This window comes from Neobacillus niacini, from assembly GCF_031456445.1.
Lineage (GTDB): Bacteria > Bacillota > Bacilli > Bacillales > Cytobacillaceae > Neobacillus > Neobacillus niacini_I.
Genome location: NZ_JAVDUQ010000009.1, coordinates 114441 through 120985 on the forward strand (window position 1 = coordinate 114441; position 6545 = coordinate 120985).

At 34.7% G+C, this 6545-nt stretch carries 5 protein-coding genes and 1 pseudogene; 1 reads left to right on the forward strand and 5 read right to left on the reverse strand.

All coding sequences use genetic code 11. The annotated features are described in order from the left end of the window. Positions 1-177 precede the first annotated feature (177 nt). Positions 178-1071 (reverse strand): DMT family transporter, encoded by an 894-nt coding sequence (locus tag J2Y67_RS10615; RefSeq protein WP_310173692.1) that lies wholly within the window; start codon positions 1069-1071, stop codon positions 178-180. A 111-nt stretch (positions 1072-1182) separates the two neighbouring features. Beyond that, positions 1183-1401 carry a hypothetical protein gene (locus tag J2Y67_RS10620; RefSeq protein WP_310173694.1) on the reverse strand — a complete coding sequence of 73 codons (219 nt, stop codon included), beginning with the start codon at positions 1399-1401 and terminating at the stop codon, positions 1183-1185. 128 nt (positions 1402-1529) lie between these two features. Between J2Y67_RS10620 and J2Y67_RS10625 the strand changes: the two genes are divergently transcribed. Continuing rightward, positions 1530-2399 (forward strand): LysR family transcriptional regulator, encoded by an 870-nt coding sequence (locus J2Y67_RS10625; protein ID WP_310173696.1) that lies wholly within the window; start codon positions 1530-1532, stop codon positions 2397-2399. 543 nt (positions 2400-2942) lie between these two features. Here the strand turns inward: J2Y67_RS10625 and J2Y67_RS27965 are convergent. The 3 genes and pseudogenes from J2Y67_RS27965 to J2Y67_RS10645 form a co-directional block, all read right to left on the reverse strand. Next, a pseudogene (locus J2Y67_RS27965) lies at positions 2943-3930 on the reverse strand (DUF3231 family protein). Positions 3931-4243: 313 nt separating this feature from the next. Further along, entirely contained in the window at positions 4244-5914 is a 1671-nt protein-coding gene (locus tag J2Y67_RS10640) for a ribonuclease J (protein WP_310173698.1), read from the reverse strand. Between the two features lie 334 nt (positions 5915-6248). Further along, a partial coding sequence (locus tag J2Y67_RS10645) for an EamA family transporter (RefSeq protein WP_310173701.1) occupies positions 6249-6545 on the reverse strand: 297 nt, incomplete at its 5' end.

A 6545-nucleotide genomic window follows, 5' to 3' on the forward strand; every position in this document is an offset into this window, starting at 1 on the left:
TACTTATATCCATTAGTTAACTGTTAATTTTTTACTTTTAGTACATGCCATTTACAGGTCAATTTGTGCATACCTTTAGAATTACATGAATTATAGATCGAATTTATTAAGTAATGCTTCCTTATTTCTTGGTTGAAGCATAATTGAACTACTTTTAGTAAAGAAAGAACTCATACTTTATTCAGCTGGTGTTTTCGTTAATTGAATTGAACAGTTGACTGATCTACTTTCACTAACAAATGTAGAGCCTAATAGCAGTACACCACCAAGCATTTGAACAATTGTCATTTGTTCTTGCAGGATAATTGCAGAAATTAATATAGCCACAAATGGATCGACATAACTTAGCATAGCTATACTCTGACCTTTTAATCCTTCCATACCAGAGAAAAATAACCAGAACCCAATCCCTGTATTAATAATCCCTAAAATTAAAATAAAAGGAATGGAAGAGCTTGATACTTCAAAGATACCAAAGCCTTCAGTAAAGAAAACATATGGCATTAGAAGTAAAGTGGTTGTTCCAAGCTGAATGATGGTCAGCTCTAACCTTCCCATATCTTTAATAAATTTATTTAGAAGCAATACCGCGGCATAAAATGCAGCTGCAATTAATCCAAAGAAAAGTCCAAGAAGATCGGATGAGCTGGATGCTCTCACGCCTTCTCCTACAATCATTAACATCCCTATGATCGCTACACCAATACACACAATTTTCTTGATGGATAATTGTTCCCGAAGTACAAAGGGAGAAAGAATCATCACAAATACAGGTGCAAAGTAATAACCTAGCGTCGCATTGGCAATTGTCGTATGATCATACGATTGATAAAGAAAAATCCAATTTCCTCCCAAGGCAATTCCTGAAAGAATCAAAAATAAAGCGTTAGATTTAACTAAATTCCATGATATTTTTTTCTTAATCGTGAAGAATATTAACAGTAAAAATAAGCATCCTATGAAACTGCTTAGTAAAGCTCTTTCGCTCGAAGATAGATCAATGTTTCGAACAACTAAACCAATTGTACCGAAAATAATCATTGATAATATAAACAGAATTTTAGATTTCATCCTCTACTCTACTCCTACGAATCCGCGAAACAGCTTATAATTCGCAGATTCTTAATCTGTTTTTAATATAATCGATAATATGACCTCAATAATATGCAAGGGTGGCAATACTTACACCGATCTGTGCTTATGCTTCAAATAAAAATATCCAGTATACACCCAGGCGCACGCCGGATTGATCTTAATACAATCCTCCATTGAAATTGCTTCATCTGTACTCACTCGTTCAAATGGAATCTGTAACTTTGTCAATAATTCATAGACCGTTTCTTGTAGATGAGACTTGTAGCTGTCTGGTGCTGTTTCCATAGTACCACTCACAAAAAACATCATTTTACACCTTTTCCTTTCCTAACTTGAATAATTAATAGTAAAAATATATCATAATCACATACATTACAAAAACGAATGTTTATCATGATATGTATGACAAAATCAGATGGAATGAGGAAAAAGATATGAATATCCAGAAATATATGGCATTTGTCAAAGCAGTAGAATTGGGTAGTTTTACAAAAGCTGCCGAAATAATGGACTATTCACAGTCTGGAATTAGCCGTATGATTAACGATTTAGAAAAGGAATGGGGGATTTTCCTTTTTGAAAGAGGACGTGCCGGTATCAATTTAACCTCGGATGGTTTAAAGTTACTGCCCCAATTAAAGCGAATTTGTAATGAGTATGAAATCTTAATGAAGCAGATCGAAGACTTAAATAATTTGGAATCTGGGATGATTCGTATTGGGACATTTTCTAGCGTAGCATCTCATTGGCTCCCTAACATTATTAAAATTTTTAAGAGGGATTACCCAATGATAGATTTTGAATTTCTGCTTGGTGATTATACAGAAATTGAGAGTTGGATCCTAAATGGGCGTGTTGACTTTGGATTTTTGCGGCTGCCGATAAAAGCAGAACTTGAAACAATCTTTTTGGAACAAGACCGTTTGCTGGTAGTGATTCCACAAAATCATCCCCTTGCTAATTGCGAAAAGTTTCCCATTAACGGCTTACTAAACAGTCCGTTTATGCTGTTGGAAAAGGGGGCAAAAGCAGAAATCTCTGAAATTTTTGAGAGGCACCATATTACACCACATGTTAATTTTACAACATGGGATGACTATGCCATTATGTCTATGGTGGAAAATGGGCTAGGAATCAGTATATTACCAGAATTGATATTAAAGCGTATTCCTCACAAAATTATAGCAAAAGAGCTTGAAGTCCCTGCTTTTAGAAATATTGGTGTTGCTATGAGAGAACAAAAAACACTTTCCCTTGCGTCCAAGAAATTTTTAGAATATTTATCATATAGGAATAGAGAGTGAATCAGTATGATGATCAAATTGTTAAAACACACATGACAGCCTGTTTGAAATATTTCAATTCATGGGTTCGCACCTATATCCTGGTCCGAACCTTTTATGATTCTGAAGAAAATATTCAGACAGGCAACAATGCATGTTTTTAAACATATACTCACTAAATCCTTAGCAAACGAATGTTTAAATAAGAATTCCTAATTGTTTCTGTAGATCCTTCTTGCATTAACCTGCCATATAGTTGAATAACGATATTTACGGGGTTTTCCATCCGATGAAGCCGTCAATAATTCCTCTAAAACAATATTATTGTAGGTAATTATTTTGCTATTATCTAAGGCATGGGAATCTTACGAGGCGGACAAAAGGATTGAAGGGTTCTCCCTACAAGCATTAAAAGCATACCGCCTTCAAGCTATGGTACTTATTCGTTATTTTAACGATTTGAACATAACTACGATTCAATACTTCACAATCTATTTCATTAAACAAAAAAGGCGATACCTTTTTAAAGCATCAAGACCTTTAGTTGAATCTCTAAATTAATTTTCAATAAGTCGATAAATCTATACGGTCATCTGCAAAAGAAGGTTTCTCTAACCAATGATTTTTTATCATAAGATGACCATATTTTGCTAAAACTTTATAGTCTCCTGCAATTGCTGTATCACAGTGTAAAATCAAATCAGCCCGTAAGCTCATAACACTGGCATAACCATAGTATGATCTCGCAACAATGATCAAACTTCCAGCATGATAAAGCATAAGTTTATCTGAAAAAGGAGCAATAGATGAATTTGTTACTTCTGAATCCATTAATTTAGGAACATGAGATTATTTTCAAGTAACAATGAAGAAAATAATTCAATATGTTTATTTGCAACTTTCAGCCCTTTTTCTATAAATTCACGAATCTCATTTAAATTACATACTTTACTGAACCCTAAAAGGAGTGCCTTTGTTAATATACTTTTTTTAAGATTAAAATAAATGGTTCCACTTTCTATTGTATTCAAAGGTCTTCGTTTTCCAAAGACATCAGTTACATAGCTTAAATCTGTTATGTAATCAACTTGTTGCGGGATGGCAAAGTATGGTGATTTTTCATATAAACCTTTCGATATAAGAACATCAATTGCCTTATTGTAAAGGTTCATTGAATCATTTACGCATTGGTAATAAAAATCTCTTAAATCTTCCTTGCAGAAGAGTTAAATGCAATACTAAATAACGAAGAACCATGCATTGTCATGTCGTAAATGTAGTTCAACCAAAATGTATCAGAAAATAATGGCGGAGCGTTTAAATTAACATCTTCCTTAGTAAACCCGTTAGGAATTGGGAACTTTTCTTGAATAAAAATATCCTTTACCTTTTGAATATGATTATATGATAAGTTCAGGGCAACCTCAAAAGTCGAACTAATGTCAGCATCTTTTATACATTTTAATGCATATTTACTTACGCAAATTGCCATACTTTCCCGAATATATTGGGTCCATAAACTTGAAATTTCCGCAGAACTTAACCTATTCATATTCACTTAATTTAACTTCCTTTCGATAAAATAATACATTTTTAAATTGTCCACCGGAGAAGTTTTTTATTAAAGTTTGCGAAGATAAAAATTAATAACTCTTTATAAAAGCTTATTATATTTACCTGCTCGTTACTTTAAGTACATTTCTTCACAATCTCATACCCATTAATTAGGGTAAATATTCAATTTTGTACAGAAGCCTTATTCCATTAAATGGCTCAATTCATTATGAAGAGCACATTTCTTGCTACAGAAATGCGCCCGATTAAGAAAGATCAATAAATTCATTTTTTTAAAAACTTCCCCCCTATTAAATTTCAATAAGTATAGGAACAATCATTGGCTTTTTCTTAGTATGTGTATATACATATTGTCGTATTGATTTTTTTATTTGTTTTTTCATTACATTCCATGAGTTTCTATTTGCTTCTTGTAGCTCGTTAACAGTTTTTGTAGTAAGTCGATTAACGTCTCTTCGGAGTTCCGAGAAATCTCTATCTATAAATCCACGAGAAAAGGTATCGGGTTCAGAAATCAGTTTTCCCTCCGCTTTGCTCATAGTTAAAACAATCATGAGCATTCCATCCTCTGAAAGTTGTTTACGGTCCCGTAACACAAATTCCCCAACATTACCGAAATCCCCCCCGTCTATGTAAGTATTCCCAACCGGTATTTTCCGGGTCTGACGGGCAATGGCATGTTCAATATCGACGACATCTCCATTACGGATGATAAACGTGTTTCCTTTCTCCACTCCAACAGATTCAGCTAACAAACGGTGATGGTGCAGCATTCTAAATTCACCGTGAATGGGAATAAAATATTTGGGTTTCATTAATGTAAGCATTAGTTTTAAATCTTCTTGATAACCATGGCCAGAAACATGCATTCCGGATGTACTTCCTGATCCATAAATCACTTTGGCTCCAAGTGCAAAAAAGTTGTCGACGATACTCGTGACATTTCGTTCATTCCCGGGTATTGGACCTGCTGCAATGATAACCGTATCTTCTGGTAAAATGTCGACACCGCGAAAGTTTCCAGTGGAAAGGCGGGCAAGAGCAGCCAATGGTTCTCCTTGACTCCCCGTGCATAAAATAACCACCTTTTTAGGAGCCATTTCATTGATTTCATGTGGGTCAATTAACATTCCATCAGGAACTGTTAAATAACCGCGTTCCATAGCAACCCCTACCACCTTAACCATCGTTCGTCCAAGCAGCGCAAGTTTTCGATTTGTTTTTTGCGCTGCATTCACGACTTGCTGAACACGGCTAATATTTGAAGCAAAAGTAGAAAAAATAACTTTGCGTTCGGCTTTCATGAAAGTTGCTTCCACATGTTCACCTACCATTTGTTCCGATGGAGTCAAACCGGGACGTTCTGCATTGGTACTCTCAGACAATAGAAGCAAGACCCCTTCATTGCCGATTTCAGCCATTTTATGAATATCCGAATGCTCATTATTCGCAGGGGTTAAATCGAACTTGAAGTCCCCCGTATGTACAATATTACCCTCTGATGTGTGAAAGACCATTCCCAAGCAATCAGGAATACTATGGGTCACTTTGAAAAAGCTTATACTCATTTCTCCAATTTTCAAGTTTGAGTTTGAGTTGATTTCAACAAGTTCGCTTTCTCTTAGAAGTTTATGTTCTTTTAATTTGATTTCAATTAATCCTAGTGTGAAGCGTGTGGCATAAACGGGTACATTCAATTTTTTTAAGAAGAACGGGATCCCTCCGATATGATCTTCATGTCCATGTGTGACAATTAAAGCCCTGACTTTATCTTTATTTTCTACTAAGTAAGCTATATCAGGAATAATCAAATCAATTCCTAATAAACTTTCATCTGGAAACTTATTGCCACAATCGATAATCACGATATCGTTTGAATATTCGATTGCATACATATTTTTTCCGATTTCATACAAGCCGCCTAAGGCGAAGATAGATAATGCATTCTCTTTCGTACTCAAAATTATATCCTCCCACTTTAAATATAATCTTAGTATGCCCTTTGGGTTTCCCTTTATCAGTGGGTTGAATGCTCGAGTTTCCTATAAAAAAGGAAACTCTTGACTTGTTTTTTCCTAAAAATACTGACTGCAACATTGATGTCTTGGTTTCCCACATCGTTATCGAGGTCTTCCCTCCCGTGGAGACAGCTGCTAATAAAATCTCGTGGTTTTCGATTCTTAATAAAGACGCAATCCTTTTTAAGAACTGCGCCCTATTGTTAAAAATCATTACTTAAATCTTATTCAAGATAACACCCGTTAGCTTAATAAGCATTAATAAAAAAGTCTATTCTTAATTAGTATTTACAGGCTGATTATTATTCTGACTTCGAATTCTAACCCCTAACGCCATTGCTGCTCCAATACAGCTAGAAAGGCACCCTACTACCAAATAAATTGATGGAGTTGATTCACCAATTAAAACAGAAGAAAACCCTCCAATTACTGGGAATAGAGCTACCATATACCCGCTTTTTGCTCCTCCAATTTTTTCGACAAGTTTTAAATAAAATAGCCAAGCCATAAAAGAAGCAATCAAAGTTAAATATAATAAAGCAGATAAATATGTAACTGTTGTTGGAAGTATAAT

Excerpts from the sequence above, each read along its gene's own strand:
- J2Y67_RS10615 (WP_310173692.1), bottom strand. The coding sequence starts at position 1,071 with ATGAAATCTAAAATTCTGTTTATATTATCAATGATTATTTTCGGTACA.
- J2Y67_RS10620 (WP_310173694.1), bottom strand. The coding sequence starts at position 1,401 with ATGTTTTTTGTGAGTGGTACTATGGAAACAGCACCAGACAGCTACAAG.
- J2Y67_RS10625 (WP_310173696.1), top strand. The coding sequence starts at position 1,530 with ATGAATATCCAGAAATATATGGCATTTGTCAAAGCAGTAGAATTGGGT.